Annotated in this window: 23 protein-coding genes and 1 pseudogene; 7 read left to right on the top strand and 17 right to left on the bottom strand. The window is 58.0% G+C overall.

What is annotated here, in order from left to right:
- Window positions 1-63: 63 nt before the first annotated feature.
- The 5 genes from JHL21_RS10145 to JHL21_RS10125 form a co-directional block, all read right to left on the bottom strand.
- Entirely contained in the window at window positions 64-1749 is a 1686-nt protein-coding gene (locus tag JHL21_RS10145) for a DUF882 domain-containing protein (protein WP_200213263.1), read from the bottom strand.
- 182 nt (window positions 1750-1931) lie between these two features.
- On the bottom strand, window positions 1932-3629 hold the full coding sequence (locus JHL21_RS10140) for a murein L,D-transpeptidase (protein ID WP_200213261.1): 1698 nt from the start codon (window positions 3627-3629) through the stop codon (window positions 1932-1934).
- Between the two features lie 153 nt (window positions 3630-3782).
- The gene (locus JHL21_RS10135) at window positions 3783-4466 is read right to left on the bottom strand and encodes an outer membrane protein (protein WP_199531911.1); all 684 of its coding nucleotides are present in this window, start codon (window positions 4464-4466) and stop codon (window positions 3783-3785) included.
- 109 nt (window positions 4467-4575) lie between these two features.
- Window positions 4576-6060 carry a sigma-54 dependent transcriptional regulator gene (locus JHL21_RS10130; protein WP_169195314.1) on the bottom strand — a complete coding sequence of 495 codons (1485 nt, stop codon included), beginning with the start codon at window positions 6058-6060 and terminating at the stop codon, window positions 4576-4578.
- A 178-nt stretch (window positions 6061-6238) separates the two neighbouring features.
- The gene (locus JHL21_RS10125; protein WP_182394366.1) at window positions 6239-6415 is read right to left on the bottom strand and encodes a YdcH family protein; all 177 of its coding nucleotides are present in this window, start codon (window positions 6413-6415) and stop codon (window positions 6239-6241) included.
- Between the two features lie 154 nt (window positions 6416-6569).
- Here JHL21_RS10125 and JHL21_RS10120 point away from each other — a divergent pair, with 154 nt between their 5' ends.
- The 3 genes from JHL21_RS10120 to JHL21_RS10110 all read left to right on the top strand — a co-directional run bounded on the left by JHL21_RS10120 (window position 6570) and on the right by JHL21_RS10110 (window position 8448).
- Window positions 6570-6785, top strand: a complete 216-nt coding sequence (locus tag JHL21_RS10120; protein WP_182394365.1) for a YdcH family protein — start codon at window positions 6570-6572, stop codon at window positions 6783-6785.
- A gap of 73 nt (window positions 6786-6858) precedes the next feature.
- Complete coding sequence (gene purE, locus JHL21_RS10115) at window positions 6859-7350, top strand: 5-(carboxyamino)imidazole ribonucleotide mutase (protein WP_199531910.1); 492 nt, start codon at window positions 6859-6861, stop codon at window positions 7348-7350.
- Window positions 7351-7356: 6 nt separating this feature from the next.
- Window positions 7357-8448, top strand: coding sequence for a 5-(carboxyamino)imidazole ribonucleotide synthase (locus JHL21_RS10110; RefSeq protein ID WP_200213259.1), 1092 nt, complete (start codon window positions 7357-7359; stop codon window positions 8446-8448).
- Here JHL21_RS10110 and JHL21_RS10105 read toward each other — a convergent pair.
- Complete coding sequence (locus JHL21_RS10105) at window positions 8445-9137, bottom strand: alpha/beta fold hydrolase (protein ID WP_200213257.1); 693 nt, start codon at window positions 9135-9137, stop codon at window positions 8445-8447. The two genes, JHL21_RS10110 and JHL21_RS10105, sit on opposite strands and share 4 nt — an antisense overlap.
- A gap of 204 nt (window positions 9138-9341) precedes the next feature.
- On the opposite strand from JHL21_RS10105, the gene rpsU reads away from it, so the two are divergent.
- A complete protein-coding gene (gene rpsU / locus JHL21_RS10100; RefSeq protein ID WP_169195319.1) occupies window positions 9342-9572 on the top strand; it encodes a 30S ribosomal protein S21 in 231 nt (76 codons plus the stop codon).
- Between the two features lie 65 nt (window positions 9573-9637).
- Here rpsU and JHL21_RS10095 read toward each other — a convergent pair whose 3' ends face one another.
- The 4 genes from JHL21_RS10095 to JHL21_RS10080 all read right to left on the bottom strand — a co-directional run bounded on the left by JHL21_RS10095 (window position 9638) and on the right by JHL21_RS10080 (window position 12952).
- Window positions 9638-10846 (bottom strand): multidrug effflux MFS transporter, encoded by a 1209-nt coding sequence (locus JHL21_RS10095; RefSeq protein WP_200213255.1) that lies wholly within the window; start codon window positions 10844-10846, stop codon window positions 9638-9640.
- Entirely contained in the window at window positions 10843-11652 is an 810-nt protein-coding gene (locus JHL21_RS10090; RefSeq protein ID WP_200213253.1) for an alpha/beta hydrolase, read from the bottom strand. Before JHL21_RS10090 ends, JHL21_RS10095 begins: the two co-directional genes overlap by 4 nt.
- Window positions 11653-11693: 41 nt before the next feature.
- Window positions 11694-12332 carry a DsbA family oxidoreductase gene (locus tag JHL21_RS10085; protein ID WP_169195322.1) on the bottom strand — a complete coding sequence of 213 codons (639 nt, stop codon included), beginning with the start codon at window positions 12330-12332 and terminating at the stop codon, window positions 11694-11696.
- Between the two features lie 77 nt (window positions 12333-12409).
- Entirely contained in the window at window positions 12410-12952 is a 543-nt protein-coding gene (locus tag JHL21_RS10080) for a hypothetical protein (RefSeq protein WP_169195323.1), read from the bottom strand.
- A 134-nt stretch (window positions 12953-13086) separates the two neighbouring features.
- On the opposite strand from JHL21_RS10080, the gene JHL21_RS10075 reads away from it, so the two are divergent.
- Window positions 13087-13305, top strand: a complete 219-nt coding sequence (locus JHL21_RS10075; RefSeq protein ID WP_254082003.1) for a SlyX family protein — start codon at window positions 13087-13089, stop codon at window positions 13303-13305.
- Window positions 13306-13344: 39 nt separating this feature from the next.
- Here the strand turns inward: JHL21_RS10075 and JHL21_RS10070 are convergent, their stop codons facing one another.
- The 7 genes and pseudogenes from JHL21_RS10070 to JHL21_RS10040 all read right to left on the bottom strand — a co-directional run bounded on the left by JHL21_RS10070 (window position 13345) and on the right by JHL21_RS10040 (window position 20308).
- Entirely contained in the window at window positions 13345-14748 is a 1404-nt protein-coding gene (locus tag JHL21_RS10070) for an NAD(P)(+) transhydrogenase (Re/Si-specific) subunit beta (protein ID WP_200213380.1), read from the bottom strand.
- Between the two features lie 8 nt (window positions 14749-14756).
- Window positions 14757-15065 (bottom strand): proton-translocating transhydrogenase family protein, encoded by a 309-nt coding sequence (locus JHL21_RS10065; protein WP_200213251.1) that lies wholly within the window; start codon window positions 15063-15065, stop codon window positions 14757-14759.
- A 254-nt stretch (window positions 15066-15319) separates the two neighbouring features.
- Window positions 15320-16546 (bottom strand): annotated as a pseudogene (locus JHL21_RS10060) (Re/Si-specific NAD(P)(+) transhydrogenase subunit alpha); the annotation flags it as partial.
- Window positions 16547-16612: 66 nt separating this feature from the next.
- Complete coding sequence (locus JHL21_RS10055; RefSeq protein ID WP_169195326.1) at window positions 16613-16771, bottom strand: aa3-type cytochrome c oxidase subunit IV; 159 nt, start codon at window positions 16769-16771, stop codon at window positions 16613-16615.
- A 46-nt stretch (window positions 16772-16817) separates the two neighbouring features.
- A complete protein-coding gene (locus tag JHL21_RS10050; protein WP_200213247.1) occupies window positions 16818-18620 on the bottom strand; it encodes a M3 family oligoendopeptidase in 1803 nt (600 codons plus the stop codon).
- Between the two features lie 102 nt (window positions 18621-18722).
- On the bottom strand, window positions 18723-19484 hold the full coding sequence (locus JHL21_RS10045) for a sulfite exporter TauE/SafE family protein (RefSeq protein WP_199531902.1): 762 nt from the start codon (window positions 19482-19484) through the stop codon (window positions 18723-18725).
- 74 nt (window positions 19485-19558) lie between these two features.
- Window positions 19559-20308 (bottom strand): DUF1013 domain-containing protein, encoded by a 750-nt coding sequence (locus JHL21_RS10040; protein ID WP_169195329.1) that lies wholly within the window; start codon window positions 20306-20308, stop codon window positions 19559-19561.
- Window positions 20309-20605: 297 nt separating this feature from the next.
- On the opposite strand from JHL21_RS10040, the gene JHL21_RS10035 reads away from it, so the two are divergent.
- The gene (locus tag JHL21_RS10035) at window positions 20606-20791 is read left to right on the top strand and encodes a DUF1192 domain-containing protein (RefSeq protein ID WP_169195330.1); all 186 of its coding nucleotides are present in this window, start codon (window positions 20606-20608) and stop codon (window positions 20789-20791) included.
- Between the two features lie 328 nt (window positions 20792-21119).
- On the top strand, window positions 21120-21635 hold the full coding sequence (locus tag JHL21_RS10030; RefSeq protein WP_248306526.1) for a DUF1465 family protein: 516 nt from the start codon (window positions 21120-21122) through the stop codon (window positions 21633-21635).
- Window positions 21636-21638 lie beyond the last annotated feature (3 nt).

The following is a 21638-nucleotide window of genomic DNA, read 5'->3' as shown; positions in this document are numbered from 1 at the left end:
TAAGCGCAGCCGGCACGCACCGCAGATAGCAACTCCCACCGTGTTGAACGGTGGGAGGCAAGATTAGTTTCGTGCCAAAGAGAAGCGGTTGCTTGGCAGACCTTCGTCTGATTTCTGAAGGCCCAAGCTGCGGCTGCCCATCTGCGGAGCAGGGTCGAGACCAGCCTCATCGTAATCATAGATCACGGCAAAGTGGTCTGAGGTCAGCGCTTTGGGAACGGTCAGAATGTCGACCGCGTGCTCCAGATCGGGTGCGACGAAATCACGAGAATTGGTCGGAACCAGGCCTGCAACATGTGCTTCGAGCGCCTTTGCCAAAACTGTGTCTGGCACAGCAGAGGTCGTGAACGGCTTGTCAAAGAGACCACCGTAAGCCGGGACTTCTGGCGAGAGCGCTGCTGTCTGCACAGCGCCGGTCGAGGCAACAACAGGGCGGCCCAGAGGGGGAAGCGCTGTTGGCAGAGCCGCTGGCGCGGAGGCGACCAGAGGTTGAGCCGCGGACGCACCTTCGGTTTGCGGCATAGCCGGAGCATAGGCCGAAAGCAGCGCTGGCGCTTCCTCGCTCATATGCACACGTGGGGTCGGCATTGCTGGCGGCGCGAGAGCTGCCAGTGCCATTACCGCGTTCTCAGCATTGCCTGCACGGAGGTCAGACGGGAGCGCTGTCGGCAAGGCAACGGCCACAGTGATAGGGCCGCGCAGCTCGTCTTCGGTTAGCGGTGCGCTGCCGACGGTCGAGAATGGCAATGTTGGGGTCGCGGCTGCGACCTGCACTGCTGGCCGCACTTCTGGCTGTGCTGCGGCCACGGCGACCGCTGGGCCTCCGAGGTCAGCAGGGCGCATCATCGGCATAACTGGGGCAATGGATGCGACGGCGAGAGGCGCTGCAGGCTGAGCCTGTGGGGTTGCGCGAGGGGCTGGCGCGGAGGCGACTTGCACCTGTGGCGCTGCTGCCTGCTGCTGATTGCCGCCGAACAGCATGTCCATGAGATTGCGACCGCCACCAGACGCGGCTGGCGCTTCGGCAAACTGGGTGCCGCTCGAGGAGGAGCCATTGCATGGATAAGCGTGGCACTTTTTCCATTCCGCCAAGGCGACCTGATAGCCTTGTTGCGACAGCGGTTTGCCATCGTTTGGAAGGTGCATGGTGCGACCATCGGGGAAGAGCTCATTCAGCTGCGCGCGGGTCATGCGCGGCCAAGCGCGCACCGAACCGGTATCAAGGTGAACGAAAGGGCTACCCGAGGATGGGTAATAGCCGACGCCGCCCACCTGCTTGCGCATCGCTGCGGCGCGAAGGCGCGCGAGGGGTACGCCAGGGATGTAGAAATCCATAGCGGTGCCGCGCATGTGCTGGGAATTGTCGGCAACGCCAGACGAATTCTTGGCCAGCATGGCGTTGGTTTGCGGAGATCGATAAGCGGAGACAACGTGGATCGGCTGGGTGCCGCCGACGTCCTGATAGACTTCCCACACCAAATCGAACAGGCGCGGGTCCATTTTCGCTGGCTCGTTGCGGCGCCAATCGCGCAGCATAACGTTGAGCTGATTGAGACCATCCTGCACATAGCGACCGTTGCGCTTGAAGACGATGCGCTGAGTCTCTTTTGTGTGGGTGTAATGCAGATAAATGGCGCGCTCGTTAGCCGCCTGCGCCGGCAATGCCGACAGCAAGACTGGCAGGCTGAGAACAGCTACCAACGAAAGGCGCGCAAGGCGCTTCCAATTTTTCAAACCCAGTACCGTCACGCGAAACACTGCCCGGTTCTTTACAGATCAGGACGGAAGGTTAACGTTAAAAAGCAAACGAATGTCTTAACGCTAACCAGATGTGAACGAGAAAATCGCCCGTTCACATGAGTGTTATAGACCCCAAAAGCAGGCACAACCAAGGCAAAAGTGTGAACGCGCTGTTAGGGTTTATTTTCCGTTTACGGTGCCACTTCACCCGGAATACTGGTGTCTGCCACGACATTTGGTGTGATCGGAGTGGCGCCTAAGCCCATGGCAGCAATCAAAGCGGCATGGTGACCGTAAACGTCCGAAAAGTTTTGCATGGCACCAGCGCCGTCAACGCGGACGGTGAAATAGGCCAAGTGCACTGGAATCTGCTTGGTTGGATTAACCCAGCGTTCGGAGGGGCCAAACATGGCCTCGAGCGAGGTGCGCGAAATGTTGGGCTCGTTCGCCATTAGCGCATCGGCGAAAGCAAACGGATCTTCAACGCGGACACAGCCGTGGCTGAAAGCACGCGAGGCGCGCGAGAAGAGGTTCTTCGATGGCGTATCGTGGAGATAAACGTCGTGCTTGTTGGGGAACAAGAACTTGATCTGGCCGAGCGAATTGCCTGGGCCTGGACGCTGACGGACGCGGAAGGGGAAATTACTCGCGGACACGGCGGACCAGTTGACCTGCCACGGGCTCACAACGTCGCCGTTGTAGATGAGGTCCATGTTCTTGGCGTCGGTGTAGCCGTGGTTGTTCAAAACAGCCGGAGCGATCTCGCCTTTAATGATGGAGGTCGGAACATTCCAATAAGGATTGACCACGAGATGGCGGATGCTGTCGGAGAAAACCGGCGTTTGGTTTTTGAATGTGCCGACGACGACGCGTGTGGTGTATTCTTCCTGGAAGTTGCGCTGCACAGACAGGCGGAACTCTGGGATGTTGACGAAGACGTTGAAGTCGCCGAGGTCGGACGGCATCCAACGCCAGCGTTCCATATTGGCAATGATGTCTTCACGGCGGATTTCAGCACCACCGTTGAGAGCGGAAATGGTCGCAGGTCCAATGACCCCGTCCACTTCTAGGCCTTGCGAGGCCTGGAAGGATTTGACCGCCTGGAAAGTGATGTCGTCATAGATGTCGGAGCCAAGGCTCGCGACCTGCAAACGCTCACGAATGGCATGAACGCGCGGGTCTGTATTGCCGGGGCGAAGGGTCGGGCCGCCTGCAATCGGCGTCGGGCGATCCGTCGCAATTGTATTAAAACTCGCGAGCGCCGCCTTGAGCGAGAGAAACTCAGGATGGGTTGGGCTCAATTCGTTCAGAACGGCAGCGGGGTCGGCACTGCGGGCCAAGCGTTCGAGCAGCGCCGCTTCATCAATCGACTTGGTTTTGATGTCGAGATTGGTGCTGATCGACTGCGGATTGATGCGGCCGTTGTGAAGGTGGTGGGCATAGCGCGTGGTGGCACTAGTGAAGGCTGTTTCAAGCGTTGCCATCGCGACGGCATCACCACCAACGCGGGTGAGGTCGATCTCGGCGGTCAGGTAGTCCTGCGGGCGCAGACCTTCGGCTTCGGCATTGCGAAACAGGGCGACGATTTTTTCAGCGGCCGGGGAGAAAGTCAGCTGGCCCGAGGTATCCTGGCTCAGCCAGATCGGCTCAAAGCTGCGTTCGCCATAAAGGAAATAGAGGCGCTGGGCCTCTTCATAGGCCGGAGTGCCTGCGCGGGCACTTGCATAGGCGGTCGAGAGACCTTCCTTGATCGTGCGGGCGAGTGGACTTTGTGCGGGGGCAATGACGATACGGGAGGTCGTCAGATTAGCGGCGGGTTGCGCCAGTGTAGGCTGGACGATGCTTGCTGCTGCCAGCAGAGCGACAAAACTTACGACGACCTTATTCATACCTGGCTCCAAGACGCACGCGGCACGGCCGACTCTGCCCCAAAACCTAGCCGCAAACTTGTCGATACTCCGTAAAGGTTAACGGGAGCAATCACTCCCGAATGTGTGAAGTCGGCCTGTTGCGATCCTGCAACGGGCCGACTTCTGATCGTATTAGAAGCGGTAGTTTACGCCAGCGCGGACAACCGAGAAACGCTGGGTCACATCGCGGGTCGAAGTGCCGATGCCGTAGGACTGGGTGCCCAGATCGACATAGAGGTACTCAGCCTTGAAGGAGAGGTTCTGGGTTGCCTGAGCTTCCAGACCAACACCAGCAGTCCAGCCGAAGTGGTTTGCGTTTGTCGTGGTGGTCGACGCGCCGCTCTTAATTTCTGCAGCGCCACGACCAAAGGCAACGCCAAGGGTCGCAAATGGCATAACCTGACCAACCGGGATACCGGCACGCGCGCGAACGGTCGAGAAGAACTCTGTGCGCTGTTCGAACTTGTCGCCGGTGCTCAGGGTTTCTTTGTAAACCGGGCCGCCGAACTGGACGTCAGCTTCACCGCCGAGGACGAAGCCGCCCATGTCCATGTTGTAGCCAGCCTGAGCGCCGAGGTTGAAGCCGCCGCTGTTGTGCTTGCCACCAGTTGCGCTACCGGCGACGACGCCGCCTTCGATTTCGGTCTGACCGAAGGCATAGCCCCCGTTCACGCCTGCGTAAAAGCCGGTCCATTGGGCAACGGACGTCGCAGCGAACATTGGCGAAGTGGTGTTGCTGTTCCAATTGAGGTCAGCAGCGTTGGCGGCAGCTGTGCCTGCCAGAAGTGCGAGAAGAGCGATGCCCGAAAGTCTCATGATGGCCTCGACGTTAAAAACTTCCCGCAAAATCGCGCTAATCTCTTAACGCCTCGGTAAGCAACGTGGTTAACGTCGAAGTTTGTTCATCACGTTCGTGCTGGCTTTGTTAAGCAGCGTCGGTAACCAAACCTTCGGCCAAGCCATATTCATGGAGCTTGCGATAAAGGGTCGAGCGGCCAATGCCCAAGGCTCTGGCGACACGAGACATGCGACCGCCGTGGTGCTCGATGGCAAACTGGATTGCGTCACGCTCGATGGCTGCTAGGGACAGCAAGGCCCCGCTGTCGTTCAGGAACCTGTCGGGAGCGGGTGTGCTCAGGATATCCACGCGCACGCGAGATGGGGCGTCGTCGATGTGGGTTGGATTGCGCGGAACCGGGGCCAGCGCAACGCTGCGGAATGCTTCTTCGCGCCCGGCAGACTGGGCCAAGATCTGGGGGAAATCGGCAGGTTCGAGGAAGGCGCCGTCGGTGAGCACAATGGCGCGATAAACCGCGTTTTCGAGCTGACGGACATTGCCAGGCCAATCATAGCCCATAAGAAGAGCTTGCGCTTCAGCGGTGAGTCCCAAGATGCGCTTGCCAGCTTCAGCTGAGAAACGGGCAATGAAGTGGCTTACCAGTGCGTTGAGGTCTTCCATTCGCTCGCGTAGCGGCGGGGTATAAATGGGGAAGACGTTGAGGCGGTAATAGAGATCTTCGCGGAATTCGCCCGATTTGGCGAGATTCAACAGGCGCCGGTTGGTCGCCGATATGAAGCGAACATTGACGCGCTCAGGGCGCGTTGCGCCGATGGGCTCTATTTCGCCTTCTTGTAGGACACGCAAGAGCTTGACCTGCGTTTCGAGTGGCAGCTCGCCCACTTCATCAAGGAAGATCGTGCCGCCATTGGCTTCAGCGAACTTGCCGCTCTGATCAGCATGCGCGCCTGTGAACGCGCCCTTCTTGTGACCAAACAGGACCGACTCGACCAGGTTCGGGGGAATGGCACCGCAATTGACGGTGACGAAAGGTTTTCCGGCGCGTTCGGACGTGCCTTGGATGATGCGGGCGACAAGTTCTTTGCCCGTACCGGTTTCGCCTTCAATGAGGACCGGGATCGCGCTCTTGGCGGCTTTGCCACAGAGGGTAATGACGCGCGCCATAGCAGGGGCTGCGGCGATCATATCCTTGTGGCTGAAGGTGCCAGATTTGCGGGCGTGCTCGGCGCGGATCGCCGATTCGAGCGCATCCAGTTTCATGGCGTTGCGCAGCGAAATAACCAGACGCTCGGGGCTGACGGGTTTGACGAAATAGTCCGCCGCGCCCTGACGCATGGCCGAGATAACGGTTTCAAGTGAGGCGCTTGCGGTCTGGACAATAACGGGGGTGGTCATGCCCTCGCGGCGCATCACTTCCATAACGCCCATGCCATCGAGATCTGGCATGACCAGATCGAGAATCATCGCGCCGATTTTGCGATCTTCGCGCAGGATGGAGAGCGCCTGTTCGCCACCGGTGGCGGTCAGCGGTTTGAACCCGGCACGGTTTGCAATCTCGGCGGTGAGCCGCAACTGGACCGGATCGTCATCAACCACCAGAACACGCGTCATGAACCTATTGGCCTTCCCGTCGCAGGACACACGAATCGCTGTGTGCCACTTTGGGAAGACGATGAAGGTCTGCCCTTAAGAGGGCGTTAATCCTATTGATTTTGCTTTTGTTTACTAAAATGAAAAAGGGTCCCGGCTGTGCCGTGACCCTCCAGAGAAACTCTGCCTTTCGTAGAATTTATTGCCGCGTGGCGCCCTGGAGACGGTAAAGTTCGTCCTTCACTTCGAGTTTTTTGCGTTTGAGCGAAGCAACCATCAAATCGTCTTTGAGGCGATTTTGCATTTCAGAATGGATCTGCTTATCCAGTTCCTGATGGCGCCGCTCGAGCGCTGCGATGTGGCCTTCAGTCGTCATTAAAGAACTCCTTTCAGCGTGTTGGACTTGGGTATCGTCACAAATCTTTCATGCTTTGTCGACACCCATGCGGCAGTCCTCGAAAATGTGATGCATTTTCCATGATCATGGGCTAACCAGAGGTAACTGATATGCCCACAAAGTTGGTGCGTGAATGCTGCCCCTGACTAAGGAAATTGAGGCCCAGTTCGGTCTTGAACTGGCAACAAAACGCCAGGAACATGCCGATTTGGACGCTGCGATCCTGACTTTAACGCAGTCTCAAATGGCCGATCAAATGCTGATCCAGCGGCTCAAAAAGCGCAAACTGGCGCTCAAAGACCGTATCGCTCAGCTCGAAAATATACTCTTGCCTGACATCATCGCTTGAGGCCTTGGCTGCTTGAGTTATGGCCAAATCTGGGCTAATGCCGCGCTTTGTGGAGCGCTCTGAGGGACACGCCATGCTCAAGCCACCCGTCGCCATTGTTATGGGCAGCCAATCTGATTGGCCAACTATGCGGCTGGCCGCAGAAACCCTCGAAAGTCTCGAAGTCGAATATGAAGCGCGCATCGTTTCGGCGCATCGTACGCCTGAGCGCATGGTCGATTTTGCCACCAACGCCAAAGCTGAGGGCGTTAAGGTGATTATCGCCGGTGCTGGTGGCGCGGCGCATCTGCCGGGCATGATTGCCGCGATGACGACACTGCCTGTGTTCGGCGTGCCCGTGCGCTCCAAGGCGCTTTCGGGCGTCGATAGCCTTTATTCCATCGTGCAGATGCCGGGCGGAGTTCCTGTTGGAACACTCGCCATTGGCGAGCCGGGCGCTATCAATGCGGCGCTGTTGGCGGCAGCTGTCTTGGCGCTGAACGATGATGAACTTTCCGATCGCCTCGAGGCGCATCGCGCCCGCCAAACGGCGTCTGTGCCCCAATTTCCCTCTGATACTGAGTAGTCGTCCGTGACCCAAGATTCCGCGCTGCCCGCTGGCTCCACTATTGGTATTTTGGGCGGGGGGCAGCTTGGACGCATGTTGGCTTTGGCTGCCGCAAAGCTGGGTTTGAAAAGCCACATTTATTGCCCGGACCCACAGAGCCCGGCATTTGATGTGACGCCTTTCAAGACGGTGGCGGCCTATGACGATACGGCCGCGCTCAAGGCCTTTGCCAGCCAGGTCGATGTCATCACCTATGAGTTTGAGAATGTGCCTGCTGCAACAGCGGTAATTCTCGCGGGGCTGAAGCCGCTGCGTCCCGGCGCAAAAGCGCTGGCGATCTCGCAGGATCGTCTGGCCGAGAAGGGCTTTTTGGCGTCCAAGAACATTCCGGTCGCGCCTTATCGCGCAATTCATTCGCTTGATGATTTGAAGGCGGCGGCGGCTGAGGTGGGCCTGCCGGCCGTGCTCAAGACCACGCGTCTCGGATATGACGGCAAGGGGCAGCGTGTGTTGCGGGACGCTTCGGAGCTTGAAGCGGCGTTTAATGCGCTCTCGCCGCACCCGCTGGTGCTTGAAGGTTTTGTGCCGTTCAGCAAGGAAATCTCGGTCGTTGTTGCTCGTGGGCTGGACGGGTCGGTCAAAAGTTTTGACCCGGCGGAAAACGCCCATCGTGACCACATCCTTTACACGTCCACGGTCCCGGCCGAGTTGCCGATGATCGTCGAGCGGCAGGCGGGCATGATCGCCAAGGCGATTGTTATCGCGCTTGAATATGTGGGCGTGCTGGGGGTCGAGTTTTTCGTGGTCGAGACGGACGGCAAAACCAGCCTGATCGTCAATGAGATCGCGCCGCGGGTGCATAACTCGGGCCATTGGACCGAGGCCGTGTGCCTGACCGACCAGTTTGAGCAGCATGTGCGGGCCGTTGCAGGCTGGCCTTTGGGCAATCCGCAACGCATGGCAGACGTCGTCATGCAAAACCTTGTCGGCGATGAAGTCGACATGGTGCCCAATGGGCTTGATGGCGATACGCAACCCCACCTCTATGGCAAGGCGGAAGCGCGGCCCGGTCGCAAGATGGGCCACATCAACCGCATCGTGCGCAGCTCGGTTTAACGGGCGAGAAGCGTCTTAAACGCCGCAATCACTGGGGCGGGGTTCTCCATAGGCGGCAGGTGCCCTGCATCAGGGAAGACCGACAATTCGGCGTGGGGAATGGCTGAAGCCATTTCCTTGGCCAAGTCCAGTGGCGCCATTTTGTCGAGCGCACCAACGCCCACCAAGGTTGGGACGGCGATAGCGGGCAGGGACGGCAGGGAGTCGATGCGGCTCAGAATGGCGTTCTGCTGACGGATATAGACATCTTGCCCGACGCGTTCGGACATGGCTTGAACCTCGCCTGCCAAGGGCGTGCCCAAATGATGGGGCGCGATGAGATTGCCCAAGAGACCACGCGACACGCCGATGAATTTGCCCTGACCAACCATGGCTATGCCCTTGCGGCGCGTGTCTTGGCGCTCTGGCGTATCAGCGCGCGCCGATGTGTCCAGTAGGGCGAGGTGGGTGACGCGTTCAGGGGCCTGACGCATAATTTCGAGCGCCACATAGCCGCCCATGGAGAGGCCCGCCAAGGCGAATTTATCTGGCGCCGCAGAAAGTGTGCGAGCGGCCATCGCCTTGATGGTGTCATCCAGACGAAGGTCGGCGACCATTGGCGCAATAGTGTCGCTCAGCCCATCGATGACATCACGCCACAAGCGCTGATCGCAGATAAGGCCAGGCAAGAAGACGAGGGGGCGATACATGGGGTGCACTTTCGTTTGGAGGTGGTGCTGTAACAATGCTGGCTCGTATGTAGCAAGTTGAGGGTCGCAACGCCCGGAAACTATGGACATATTTGGAGCGTTGTTGTATAGAGCCCGCCATTCAGGCGGTGCGGGCGGTGGGTTGTTTCGATCGGCGCGCACATGTTCAACACATTAGCCAAGCATTGAAGGGGCTGGTTACCTTTGCAAGTAGTCGTTCGCGATAACAATGTTGATCAGGCGCTGCGCGCGCTCAAGAAAAAGCTGCAGCGCGAAGGCGTCTTCCGTGAAATGAAGCTGCGCAACTACTTCGAGAAGCCTTCGGAAAAGAAGGTTCGCCGTAAGGCCGAAGCTGTTCGTCGCGCCCGCAAGCTGGCTCGAAAGCGCCTACAGCGCGAAGGTCTGGTGGCTGCACCGACGCCAACGCCACGGTAAAGCCTGACCGCTCAAGAGAATTTTGAAAGGCCGTCTCCAAGGGGAGGCGGCCTTTTCGTTTGTGGTTACGTGGCCACCTTCAGGCGCTTTTTGTCGTACAGCGCCAGTGCGATGATGAGCACGGCGATGATGGGGAGCTCGACCATCATGGCTGTACGGGCGTTTGGGAAGAGGGTGCTGCCAATGAGCGAGCCGACGAAGCCTCCGCCCATTTGTAGAAATCCGCTCATGGCGGCGGCGGCGCCCGCGATCGTGCCGAAACCAGCCATAGCGGCGGTTGTGACGCTAGGGCCGATCAGCGATAGGCCAACCATCCAGATGCCGACCGGGACCATGATCGAGAGCAGGCTGGTCGGGATCAGGGTGGGGAGAATGATAAAGCTCAGGCCCGACAGACCAAATGCCACGAGGGAAAATGTGACGATCCGATCAGCCGTGGTGCGGCTGGCGAGGGCTCCGGCAACCAGATTGCCAATGGTAAAGCACCCGGTTTGCACCAGCATGGCCATAGCGAATTGGAAGGGCGTGAGACCCAGATCGTTGATGAGGACGAAGGGCAAAAGCGCCGTGAACCCGTGGAAACCACCAAAGGTGAGACCGAGCAAGAGCGCAGGGACCATGAAATCCTTGGAGGTCAGCAAGGTCTTGTAGTTTTTGAAAATAATCGACGGACTGAACGGGATGCGGCGCTCGGGGGGCAGGGTTTCGCGGCTCGAAAAACCCAGCAGTGCCAATATCGCCAAGCCGAAGCCCGCCATGATTACGAACATAATGTGCCACGGGCCAAAGGCGAGGATAACGCTGCCTAAAGTGGGCGCGACGGCGGGCGTGACGGTGAGAATGAGATTGACCATCGTCAAAATGCGGATGGCTTCGGCACCGACGAATTGATCGCGCACCATGGCACGCGATAGCGCTACGCCGGCTGAGACGCCGAATCCCTGGACGAACCGTCCCACGAACAGCATCTCGATATTGGGCGCGAAGGTGCACAGAAGGCTACCCAGCACATAGATGCCGAAGAACACCATGCCGATACTGCGGCGACCGAACCGGTCGGAGAGGGGCCCACAGAGGAGCTGCGCGAGGGCGAAAGAGGCGAAGTAGACGGTTAGAGTGAGTTTGCCAGCGTTTTCGCTGATGGCCAGCTCTTGGACAATGGTGGGCAGAGCCGGTTGATATAGGCCTAGACTTAAGGGGCCGGTCGCCACCATGAGACCGCCGATAATGGCGGTACGGCGGGCAGACATGCCCGCCAGTTTGGTTTCACTCACTTGGTAAGTGCTCTTTCAAAAAACGGTTCGGCTTGCCCCCAAATCCCTGCGGCCCAGAGGTCGCTGTGGTCAGCGCCGGGGACGATCCAGAGTTCATCCGGATTGGGTGCGAGGGCATAAAGGCGTTCGCCGTTGCTCACGTCGATAGTTCTGTCTGCGGTCCCATGTGCCACAAGCACCGGAGCGGAAACAGTTCTGATCCACTCATTGCTGGGATACTTATCTTGCATGACTAGGGCGACAGGCAGGATGGGATACCATTCTGCGGCGACGGTGACCGCCGAAAGGAATGGCGTCTCTAAGAGCAAGGCTTTGGGTTGGCGTAAGCTCGAAACATAAGTGGCCGGGCCGGTGCCGATGGAGCGCCCCCATACCATGATCGGGTCGCCTTTGGCGGCAGCCCAATCGTAGACGGCCAGAGAGTCCGCCAAAATATTGGTCTGGTTGATCTCGCCTGGCGAGGCCGGGAAGCCGCGATAGTCAAAGGCTAAAAACCCGTAGCCAGCCTCAACCCAAGTTTCGTAGCGCTCGTATTCTTCCGAGAAGCTGCCTGTATTGCCCTTGTAGAACAGGATGAGGGGCTTGCCCTCTGCAGGTGGCTGATACCAGCCGTTGACGAGAGTGTCGGCATCGCCAATGGAAATGGTTTGTGCCTCGGTCAACGCTGTGTCCGAAAGCGGGATCAGAGTGCCGACAGGGTCGTACTGAAAATTGCGCTGGTTGAAATACATATAGGCCGTGGCGCTGAGGTAGGCCAACGCCGCAAGGGAGACCAGAGCAATTGCCGCAACGCGAATGATCTTCATCGGAGACGTCCTTGGCTGAGCTGCTCTGGTCTATAATACGATCAGAGTTCCGAAATGGTTTTTTCGAGCGCCTGAGCGAAGACTTCTGCAGGTTGTGCGCCGGAGAGCGCGTATTTTTCGCCAAAGACAAAAAATGGCACGCCGCGAATGCCCTGCTCGGCCGCGCTGGTGGCGAGTTGAGCGGTGATGGCGAGCTCGTTCTCGTCATTGATTGCGTCGAGGACATCGCCGCGATCCCAGCCAAATTCGACAGCAATATCGGCTAGGACATTGTCGTCATTGATCTGACGGTGTTCGAGGAAATAAGCGTCAGCGATGGCATTGGCCAGTTCGTGCTGATTGCCATTGGGCTTGGACAGACGCGTGATGGTGTGCGCCTTGGCCGTGTTGAACATGCGCGGTTGCTTGCTCAAATCGAGATCGACGCCGGCCTTTTTCGCTTCACTTTCGACCCGCTCCCACATTTCCTTGGGATCCTTGCCGTATTTTTCGGCGAGCATTTTGCCCACGTCCACACCTTCGGGCGGCACGGTAGGATCGAGGTAAAACGGGTGATTTTCGACGATAACTTCAACGTCGTCTGGAAGCGCTGCAAGGGCTGAGTCGAGACGCAGAGAGCCGACCAAGCACCATGGGCAGACCACATCAGTGAAGACGTCTATTTTGAGTTGTTTAGCCATGGTGGCTCCTCTTGCGTTTGAGCGTTTCAAATGAGCCTTCATATGAGCTCTTGCAAGAGGGAACTTCTGAGTAACTGTCAGACCGCGGCAGAGTGTGTCTGCACATAGATCGGCGCGAAGGGGGGAAGGTATGAGGCTGCGAGCAGCAGGCCCATGACCGTCGCCAGCCCGACCATCACGAGGGCCGGTGTCATGAACCAGACCGCGCCCTGGGAGTGCGGAGCGACGCGCAAAAGCGTGCCGACGGTGAGCAGGAACAGGCTCGTGCCAGCCAGTGTGAGTTGAAACGGATCGAGCGCGGACGTGGCAAAGGGGAGGGCGATGAAGCCTGCGGTGGTGAGCATGACCCAGAACCCGGCAGAGTGCGAGCTGCCCGCGCGTGTGATCGCCGCATAGGCTGCGCCAAGGCAGGCGAGCTGGCTGAGATGGAAAATGGCTCCGATCCAGCCCGGCATTCCGAAGGGTGAAAAGAAGAGCGGCTGCATGCCCAGTGGGTCAGCCAAAAAATTGACCAAGCCAAAGACCCCGAGCGGGAAGAGGACGGATACAAAGGTGCGCAACCACTGCGCGGGGGTCAGGTGCAGGCTCTGTACTTTGTCAAAGGCTTGGGAGATAGCCATCGCAACCGCTCCAGAAGGTTCGGGTATCAACAGCGATTGGCGTTGCTAGGTTCCGTATAGGTAAACTTGCGCTCTTTAACGTGATCTCTTGTGAACGGCTGTGGCTCAGCCTATGTCGGGCGGAGACATGAGGTATGAAGGTGAACAGCATGGATACCAATGAGCGGATCGATGCGCTCGAAATGCGGATCGCCTATCAGGACCAGGCGATCGAAGAGCTGAACGCAACAATTACCGACCAGTGGCGCGTGATCGATTTGATGCGCAAAAAGCTCGGCATGCTGGAGGAGCAAGTGCGTTCGGGCAGCTTTATCGCAGACCCATCCACTGAACGTCCGCCGCCGCATTATTGATCAAAGAAAAGGCCCGCCGAAGCGAGCCTTTGATTTTTGCTAGTGACCGAGCGCTTTGACGATGTCCTCGGTGACTTTTTTGGCGTCGCCAAACAGCATCATGGTGTTGTCACGGAAGAACAATTCGTTCTGAACGCCAGCATAGCCCGCTGCCATGCCGCGCTTGATGAACAGAACTGTGCCTGCGTCCTCAACATTCAAAACCGGCATGCCATAGATGGGCGATGTTTTGTCGGTCTTAGCCGCTGGGTTGGTGACGTCGTTGGCGCCAATGACGAAGGCAACGTCAGATTGCGCAAACTCCGAGTTGATGTCTTCAAGCTCGAACACTTCGTCGTAAGGCACATTGGCTTCGGCGAGCAGCACGTTCATGTGGCCGGGCATACGACCTGCCACAGGATGAATGGCGTATTTGACCTCAACCCCTGCAGCCTTGAGTTGGTCGGCCATTTCACGCAGCGCGTGTTGAGCCTGCGCGACGGCCATGCCGTAGCCGGGGACGATGATAACCTTGCCCGCGTTTTTCATGAGGAAGGCGGCATCGTCGGCCGCGCCCTGTTTTACGGGACGATCATCTTCCGCGCCCGTACCCGATGCCGTAGTGTCCCCACCAAAACCGCCTAGGATGACCGAGATAAAACTGCGGTTCATCGCCTTGCACATAATGTAGGAGAGGATCGCGCCCGAGGAGCCGACAAGCGCGCCCGTGATGATGAGGGCGGTGTTACCGAGGGTAAAGCCGATGCCTGCGGCGGCCCAACCCGAGTAGGAGTTGAGCATGGATACCACCACCGGCATGTCCGCTCCGCCGATGGGGATGATCATCAAGCCGCCTAGGATGAGCGCCAAAATGGTGATGGCCCAGAAGAGCCACGGATCGCCATTGGTGGAGAAGACCCAGACCAGCGCGACTATGGCGATGCCAAAGGCGATGTGAATGGCGTGGCGATAGGGCAGGATGATCGGCTTGCCGCTCATATTGCCGTTGAGCTTGGCAAAGGCGATGACCGAACCGGTAAAGGTGAAAGCGCCAATGGCAGTGCCAATCGACATTTCGATGAGCGCCTGCATGTGGATGTGTTCGGCTGTGCCGATGTTGAAGGCTTCCGGCGCGTAAAGCGCGGCGGCGGCCACAAAGACCGCAGCAAGGCCGACGAGCGAGTGGAAGGCGGCGACAAGCTGAGGCATGTCGGTCATCTTCACCGCTTTGGCGACGTAAGCCCCTATGCCCCCACCAATGGCGAGGCCGCCGATGATGAGGAGCCAGCTGACCCAATCACTGGGGGCGGCAACGGCGAGAGTGGTGACGATGGCAATGCCCATGCCTACCATGCCGAAGAGATTGCCCTGACGGGCCGAGCGAGGGCTAGAGAGCCCGCGCAGCGCGAGGATGAAGAGCACGCCTGCGACGAGGTAGAGAATGGCAGCGATATTTGCGTTGATCATCGCTATCAGCCCTTCTTCTTATACATCGCCAGCATGCGCTGGGTGACGAGAAAGCCGCCAAAAATGTTCACGCTGGCAAAGATCAGCGCGATAAAACCAAAGGCCTTGCTGGCCCAGCTGGCTTCATTGACGGAATGCACCCCGACGGCGAGGAGCGCGCCAACCACGATCACTGAGGAAATGGCATTGGTGACGCTCATGAGCGGGGTGTGCAGGGCTGGCGTCACACTCCAGACGACGAAGTAGCCGACAAAAATAGCCAGCACGAAAATGGCCAGACGGAAGGTAAACGGGTCGATGGCAGAGACGTCCATTACTTGTCCCCCTTGGACGCAGTGGCGGTCTTTCTGGTGCGTTTTGGCGCTGGCTTTGCGGCTGCTGCCGCGGCTGCAATGACAGCCTCAGCTTTTTTGGTGGCAGCGGTTTTGCGCGGCGAGGGCGCTGGTTCTGCCCCTGCCGGAATGGATTGTTCCACACCAGTCTTCGCTTTCTTGGGCGGATCGGCCATGGCTGGCACATCCGCTTTGGCGGCGCGCTTGGGCTTGACCGGCTCAGGAATTGTGACGGGCGCAGTTGCTTTCGCTGCCTTGGGCTTAGCAGCAGGCTTGGCTGGTGCCGGGGCTGCCTTTGCAGCTTTGGGTTTGGACCCCTGGGGCTGCTCGGCGGGGGCGGCGAAATTGGGATGAACAATCGCGCCGTCGCGGGTCAGCAGTGTCGCTTTGACCAGCTCGTCATCCCAATTGATGGCGATCCGCTGTTCCTTTTTGTCGACCAGCGTCTCAATGAAGGCGAGCAGATTGCGCGCATAGAGCTGGCTCGATGTGGTGGGGATGCGGCCCTGCATATTGGTGTAGCCAACGAGGGTGACGCCCTTGTGCTCGATAATCTTGTCAGCCTGCGTCAGCTCAACATTGCCGCCGCGTTCTGCGGCGAGGTCAACGATCACCGAGCCGGGGGCCATGCTCTCGACCATGGCTTTGGTTATTAGCAGTGGGGCCGGGCGTCCTGGGATGAGCGCTGTGGTGATGACAATGTCTTGCTTAGCGATGTGCTGGGCAGTGAGCTCGGCCTGTTTGGCTTGATAGTCCGCGCTCATTTGCTTGGCATAACCGCCAGCGGTTTCCGCCTGTTTGAACTCGTCATCCTCAACAGCGATGAATTTTGCGCCGAGCGATTCGACTTGTTCTTTGGCGGCGGGGCGCACGTCTGTGCCCGACACAACAGCGCCTAAGCGACGCGCGGTGGCGATGGCTTGAAGACCGGCAACGCCTGCGCCCATGACGAAGACCTTGGCGGGGCGGACGGTGCCTGCGGCGGTCATCATCATCGGGAAGGCGCGCTCAAACACGGCTGCCGCTTCGATAACGGATTGATAGCCAGCAAGGTTAGCCTGTGAGGACAGGATATCCATGACCTGAGCGCGGGTAATGCGCGGCATGAACTCCATAACAAAAGCGCTCACACCGGACCGGGCGAGCGCTGAAACGTCTTTTTCATTTCCGTAGGGGTCGAGTGCACCAATAAGCAGTGCGCCGGGATTGGTACCAGCTAAGGCGTCGGCCGCTGGGCGACGGACGCAGAGCACAATATCGGCGGACTTAACGGTGTCCTTTGTGCTTTTGGCGATGGTCGCGCCGGCTTGGGCGTAGTGCTCATCGCTGATGCGGGATAATGCCCCCGCGCCTTGTTCGACAACAACTTCTGCCCCGAGGGCAATAAATTTGCTGACGGTCTCGGGGGTTGCCGCAACGCGGCTTTCCCCCCCGATACGTTCACGCAATACGGCAATCTTCATGAAGGTCCTCCTGCCCCGCCTGCGCGAAGCAGGCCGTTTTCATGCGCCTGCGTAGTTTTGGTCTGATTAGTGGATAATCAGGAAGTAGAGAATGATCATCAGCGCAGCGCCGCCATAGCAGCTCCACTTAACGCCGGTGATGAAACCGCTGTAGGTGCGGTTGTGTTCTGGGTAGTCCATTCCATTTGCAGGAGCTGGGTGATGGTCGGCGGTCTTGCTGGCCATGGTGTCCTCTGAAACTAGGAGCGTCAAACTTATAGATGAAAGGACCTCAAGGCGAGGTCGCCTCCAATTCGTCGATCAGGCCTTCGATCATGGAGAGACCGAGCGACCAGAACTGGGGATCTTTGGCATCCAGACCAAACGGCGCGAGCAGCTCGGAGTGGTGCTTACTTCCCCCGGCCTTAAGGAGCTCAAAGTAGCGCTCCGCAAAGCCTTCGTTGGACTTCTCATACTGCGCGTAAAGCGAGTTCACAAGACAGTCGCCGAAGGCATAGGCATAGACATAGAAGGGGGAGTGGATGAAATGTGGGATATAGGTCCAGAACACCTCGTAGCCATCGTTGGAAATGATGGCGTCGCCTAGGGATTCCGCTTGGACTTCAAGCCACATAGCGTTGATTTCTTCGGTGCGCAGCTCGCCCTGACGGCGGGCAGTGTGAACCTTGCGCTCGAAGGTGTAGAAGGCGATTTGCCGCACGACAGTGTTGAGCATGTCTTCGACCTTGGAAGACAAAAGCGCAAAACGCTGTTTCGGATCGGTGGTTTTGGCCAGAAGCGCACGGAAGGTGAGCATTTCGCCAAAGACGGAAGCCGTTTCCGCCAGCGTGAGCGGGGTGTTCGAGAGGATCGGGCCCTGAGCGGCGGCCATGCGCTGGTGAACGCCATGACCCAGCTCATGCGCCAAGGTCATGATATCGCGGGTGCGACCGAGGTAGTTGAGCATCAAATAGGGATGTGCGCTTGGCACGGTTGGGTGCGCAAAGGCGCCCGAACGCTTGCCATTGCCCGCTGGGGCATCAATCCAGCCCGAATTAAAGAACGGCTTGGCCCACTCGGCCAGTTCTGGCGAGAAACGGCCATAGGCGTCGAGAACTGTGTCGACCGCGCTGTCCCAATCCCAAATGCGTTCGTCGCTGGTTGGTAGAGGCGCGTTACGATCCCAAGCGTTGAGCTTTTCCTGACCGAACCACTTGGCCTTGAGCTTGTAGTAGCGGTGGGACAGGCGCGGATAGGCGGCCTGAACAGCGGTTTGCAACGCGTCGACGACTTCGCGCTCGACCGAATTGGACATGTGACGGCTGTCAGCAATGTCGCCATAGCCGCGCCAGCGATCGGAGATTTCTTTATCTTTCGCCAGCACATTGGTGATGTGGGTGAAAAGACGGGTGTTCCTTTTGAAGGTCTCGGCCAGTGCCTTAAAGCCTGCTTCGCGCTTGGCCGGGTCCTTGTCGGACAGCAGGTTGAGCGTTGCTTCAAGGCCGAGCGTTTCACCCGCCACAGAAAACTCTAGGCTGGAGAGGGTTTCGTCATAGAGGCGATTCCAGGCCGAAAAGCCGGTGACGGACTTTTCGTTGAACAGCTCTTCAAGCTTGTCATCGAGCTGGTGTGGCTTGGCTTTGCGCAGTTCGGCGAACCAGACCTTGTAGCGTGCCAACTCTGCGCTTTGCGCGAGGGCGGCGTCGAGATCAGCGTCTTCGATGCGGTTCAGCTCGAGCTCGAAGAAGAGGGTTTTGATGGAGAGCTGAGTGAGAACTTCGTTGATGTCGCCCATGAACTTGGCGCGATCCTGATCGACGGTATTCTGCGCATATTGGAGAAACGCGAATGAGCCAACGCGACCTCCGATGTCCGACAGGGTCTCGCTGTCTTTGATGGCCTCAATGAGCTTGCCGGCCTTGGTCAGCTCAACCAGCTTACCTTTGTATTTGGCTTCGAATGCGTCGGAAAGCGTGCGCAATTGATCGAGCGCTGTCTTGAACTCTGGGCTGTCCTTGCCGGGGTAGAGATCATTGAGATCCCAGACGGGAAGGGTACCAAACTGGTTGTGGCTCGATTGTGGGGCGGCGCTCATGGTCGAATTCGACTCCTGATCGTTTTCTTTGCGGCGGACCTTAGCCAGCGGCTTGCAAAGTGTGAAGTCGATTAGGCCAAGCAAGAGCCGCTTTGATGCAGATTAACTGCCTGCGAGAATGCCGGTCACACCATCCCAGATGAGTTTGAAGGACAGCAGGAACACCAGCCAATAGGCGATGGTGTAGAAAAGTTTTGCAGAAATCTTGCGCACCAGAATGACGCCGATGAGCACACCGAGCATGCCAATGGGGGCAAAGAGGGCAGCCAATTGCAGATTGCTCACATTGAGCTGACCGAGGAAGAAATAGGGGATCAGCTTGGAGGTGTTGACGATGGCAAAGAACACCGCGCTGGTACCCGCATAAATCGCCGGTGTGAGCTTTTGTGGCAGCGCGTAGATTTGGAAAGGGGGGCCACCCGTATGGGAGATGAAGCTGGTAAAGCCAGCGATCACGCCCCAAAAACGCCCCCAGCCGGTCGAGGGCGGAAGGCCCTCAAGTTTTTTACGTAGAGGCAAAAGGGCGTCGAGGACGAAGAGCAGCGTTACGACACCAACGATGAGGATGACCACAGCATCACTGACGAAGGCCCAGAGCACCCAGCCAAGCAGGGTCCCGACCATGGCGCCTGGTATCATGATCTTGAGGAGGTCGCGGCTGAACTCCTTGCGGTACATCCAGACAGCAACGGCATCCATGCACAACAGGATGGGCAACATCATACCCGCCGCGTCTCGCGCAGGCATGTAGAGGGTAAGCAGGGGAACCCCAATAACGCCCAATCCACCGAGAAGCCCGGCCTTTGACAGGCCAACGATGAGCATGGCGAGCGACGCCACAGCGAAGAACACGGGGTCAATCATCTCGGGAACCGATAGGGCGCGGGAAGGAGAAAAGGCAGGATAAAAAAATCCCCGCCGGAGCGGGGATTGAAAGCTTATTCTTCGTCGTCTGCTGTCGACTTGAGGCTCTTGAGCTTAGCGAAAACAGAATCAGCGTCGATTTCGTCTTCGACCACTGGAGCGGGTGCGCCGCCCATGTCTTCAGCGCCAAAGCTCAGACCCAGATCGATAGTACCGATTTGAGCGCGGCTCTGCGCACGGGCAAGCGCTTCTTCAGCGGTGAGAAGGGTGGTGCCTTCACTGTATTCACGCTCGGTTGGAGCATCCTTGGAGGCGCGCTTCACTTCCATATCGAGATCGATCTGGCTGCAGAGGCCCAGAGTAACCGGGTCCATCGCTGTGAGGTTCGCTGCGTTCCAGTGATTGTTGTCACGAACGGATTCAATTGTGGTCTTGGTGGTGCCAACCAGACGCATGATCTGGGCGTCCTTGAGCTCAGGGTGGTTACGCACGAGCCACTTGATGGCGTTCGGGCGTTCGTTACGACGCGAGATCGGGGTGTAACGTGGACCCTTGCGCTTTGGTGCAGCAACGCGAACCTTTGGATCGCTTACCTTCATCCGGTAGTTCGAATCGGCCTCAGCCTTTTCAATTTCCGAACGCTCGAGCTGGCCATTCTGAACTGGGTTGACGCCCATAATGCCGCCGGCGACGTCGCCATCGGCAATACCCTGCACTTCAAGCGGGTGCAGCGTGCAGAAAGCGGCGATCTGTTCGAACGACAGAGCAGTATTGTCCACGAGCCAGACGGCAGTTGCCTTCGGCATCAAAAGGGGCTGGGACATGATAAACTTCTCCTGTTGGCGCGGCCGGTATTCCTCCGGGCCGCTCCGCCTCACGGACAAATCTGAGGGGGAACTGGAGCGCAATATAATGCGCAGGACGCTAATCCGCAATCCTTAACTACTCTATCGGGAATGATCTGGTTCTCGTCGAAGGTGTTGCGAGAGCGTTTGATGAGTGAAAGTGGCGCTTGTGCATAGAGTTAGCGACCGCAGGGCGTGACGGGAGCAAGCGGGTTAACGGTTTTCTCTCGCGATGGGCTGAGTTAGGCTCGGTGGGCAAGGCGAAAGGGTGTCGACATGATGGATGAGGAATTTGCCAAAAAGGCCAAGACACACGAGCTCGGAATGGTGCTCGATAGCCTCTCTGTGAGCGAACTGGAGGAGCGCATCCGTTTGCTCGAAGGTGAGATCGGGAGGCTAAAAGCGGCAATCCTGGCCAAAGGGGACAGTCGCGCGGCTGCCGAAGCGGCCTTCAAATTTTGATTTTTAGCAGGTGTTTAGGCGGCTAATGATGCCAAGTTTAACCCTTTACCAACGAGCAAGGTTAAGCAATTTCAACCTGTTAAGTGGCAATTAATCTTTGCTCGTTAAGGTCTGGTTATTCAGAGTTCTTCTGGATTCTGCAGAGCGAATTTTCTCTCTGTTTGACGCCTCCCTGTTAACTTCGAGAGCCGTTTCCATACGGCTCTTTTTTTCTGCCGGGCGTCCAAAATCCTAACGCTATCGACCGGATTTTAAGCATATCGTTCAGCTTGTGATGACACATGCGCGCGTGAGACATTAAATAAGTGCTCAGCGCTTAGGAGTCCTCGTGTCCGAATCCCTTAATGATCGATCTGCCGTTTCCATTGGCCCGCGTATCGTCGCGTCCGCTGGATTTGACGTGCTCTATCGTGAAGGGATGACACTGATCGAACAGGTCGCTGCCTATCTCGACACAGATGGGCGCATTGAAAGCCGTATCCTGTCACGGGAAGCGAGCTTTATGTACGCCACAGAATCGATGCGCCTGACCACGCGCTTGATGCAGTTGGCCTCGTGGCTCTTGCTCCAGCGCGCAGTCAACGAAGGTGAAATTAGCCGAGAAAACGCACGCTCCGAAAAAGAGAAGGTGAAGTTTTCGGCGACCCCTTCAGAGCGCGGTGGCCCCGGCTATGACGACCTTCCTGGCGCCTTGCGTGACTTTATCGATAAGGGTGATCGGCTGTTTGATCGCGTGATGCAGCTGGACCTGCTGGAGCGAGGCGCAGTGCCGGACGCTCTCGAGATTCACAGCAATGGGATTGTCGACCAGATGACGCGCCTGCAGTCCGCCTTTAAGCGCTAACCG

The sequence above is a fragment of the Devosia sp. WQ 349K1 genome (assembly GCF_016595685.1).
In the GTDB taxonomy this organism is placed as follows: domain Bacteria; phylum Pseudomonadota; class Alphaproteobacteria; order Rhizobiales; family Devosiaceae; genus Devosia.
Note: the sequence above shows the minus strand (reverse complement) of the source record. Positions and strands in the feature narration are given on the sequence as shown.

What these genes read in the sequence shown, in the direction of transcription:
- JHL21_RS10085 (WP_169195322.1), bottom strand. Translation starts at nt 12,332, where the DNA reads ATGGCTAAACAACTCAAAATAGACGTCTTCACTGATGTGGTCTGCCCA.
- purE (WP_199531910.1), top strand. Translation starts at nt 6,859, where the DNA reads ATGCTCAAGCCACCCGTCGCCATTGTTATGGGCAGCCAATCTGATTGG.
- JHL21_RS10075 (WP_254082003.1), top strand. Translation starts at nt 13,087, where the DNA reads ATGAAGGTGAACAGCATGGATACCAATGAGCGGATCGATGCGCTCGAA.
- JHL21_RS10065 (WP_200213251.1), bottom strand. Translation starts at nt 15,065, where the DNA reads ATGGACGTCTCTGCCATCGACCCGTTTACCTTCCGTCTGGCCATTTTC.
- JHL21_RS10035 (WP_169195330.1), top strand. Translation starts at nt 20,606, where the DNA reads ATGATGGATGAGGAATTTGCCAAAAAGGCCAAGACACACGAGCTCGGA.
- JHL21_RS10125 (WP_182394366.1), bottom strand. Translation starts at nt 6,415, where the DNA reads ATGACGACTGAAGGCCACATCGCAGCGCTCGAGCGGCGCCATCAGGAA.
- JHL21_RS10135 (WP_199531911.1), bottom strand. Translation starts at nt 4,466, where the DNA reads ATGAGACTTTCGGGCATCGCTCTTCTCGCACTTCTGGCAGGCACAGCT.
- JHL21_RS10045 (WP_199531902.1), bottom strand. Translation starts at nt 19,484, where the DNA reads ATGATTGACCCCGTGTTCTTCGCTGTGGCGTCGCTCGCCATGCTCATC.
- JHL21_RS10140 (WP_200213261.1), bottom strand. Translation starts at nt 3,629, where the DNA reads ATGAATAAGGTCGTCGTAAGTTTTGTCGCTCTGCTGGCAGCAGCAAGC.
- JHL21_RS10130 (WP_169195314.1), bottom strand. Translation starts at nt 6,060, where the DNA reads ATGACGCGTGTTCTGGTGGTTGATGACGATCCGGTCCAGTTGCGGCTC.
- JHL21_RS10050 (WP_200213247.1), bottom strand. Translation starts at nt 18,620, where the DNA reads ATGAGCGCCGCCCCACAATCGAGCCACAACCAGTTTGGTACCCTTCCC.
- JHL21_RS10105 (WP_200213257.1), bottom strand. Translation starts at nt 9,137, where the DNA reads ATGTATCGCCCCCTCGTCTTCTTGCCTGGCCTTATCTGCGATCAGCGC.
- JHL21_RS10055 (WP_169195326.1), bottom strand. Translation starts at nt 16,771, where the DNA reads ATGGCCAGCAAGACCGCCGACCATCACCCAGCTCCTGCAAATGGAATG.
- JHL21_RS10120 (WP_182394365.1), top strand. Translation starts at nt 6,570, where the DNA reads ATGCTGCCCCTGACTAAGGAAATTGAGGCCCAGTTCGGTCTTGAACTG.
- JHL21_RS10090 (WP_200213253.1), bottom strand. Translation starts at nt 11,652, where the DNA reads ATGAAGATCATTCGCGTTGCGGCAATTGCTCTGGTCTCCCTTGCGGCG.
- JHL21_RS10040 (WP_169195329.1), bottom strand. Translation starts at nt 20,308, where the DNA reads ATGTCCCAGCCCCTTTTGATGCCGAAGGCAACTGCCGTCTGGCTCGTG.
- JHL21_RS10080 (WP_169195323.1), bottom strand. Translation starts at nt 12,952, where the DNA reads ATGGCTATCTCCCAAGCCTTTGACAAAGTACAGAGCCTGCACCTGACC.